The sequence below is a fragment of the Halorubrum halophilum genome (assembly GCF_000739595.1).
Lineage (GTDB): Archaea > Halobacteriota > Halobacteria > Halobacteriales > Haloferacaceae > Halorubrum > Halorubrum halophilum.
In genome coordinates, this window is sequence record NZ_BBJP01000099.1 from 1 (window position 1) to 367 (window position 367).

Annotated in this window: 1 protein-coding gene and 1 pseudogene; both read right to left on the minus strand. The window is 67.8% G+C overall.

Annotated elements, in window-relative coordinates; translation table 11 throughout:
* A pseudogene (locus ACP96_RS19825) lies at nt 1-88 on the minus strand (ArsR family transcriptional regulator); the annotation flags it as partial.
* A 109-nt stretch (nt 89-197) separates the two neighbouring features.
* On the minus strand, nt 198-367 hold a 170-nt coding region (locus ACP96_RS18965; RefSeq protein ID WP_161785371.1), incomplete at its 5' end, for a HAMP domain-containing histidine kinase.

A 367-nucleotide genomic window follows, 5' to 3' on the forward strand; every position in this document is an offset into this window, starting at 1 on the left:
CGAACCGGCCCTCCTCGTCGAGGACGTAGTAGACCAGTTTGGCGCTCGGCGGGAGCGGCTCGAGAAGCTCGCGGGTGCCTTCGTTCATACCCGGTACAAACGGTCGAGTCGTGCATAACCGTGGCCCGGGTGTGCGCCGATCCCGCACGTCCACGACCGTTTTATATACACCGTCGGTCCCAGCGCGTCCGCTCCCCTCAACCGTCGGTTCGGAACTCGAACCGCGCGCCGTCCTCGTCGGTTACGCCGAATTCCCAGCCGTGGGCGGCCGCGATCTCGCGGACGATCGCGAGCCCGAACCCCGTCCCGCGCGGGTTGCTCGACGTCCCGTACTCGGCCGCCTCCTCGGGGTCGATGTCGAACCCGA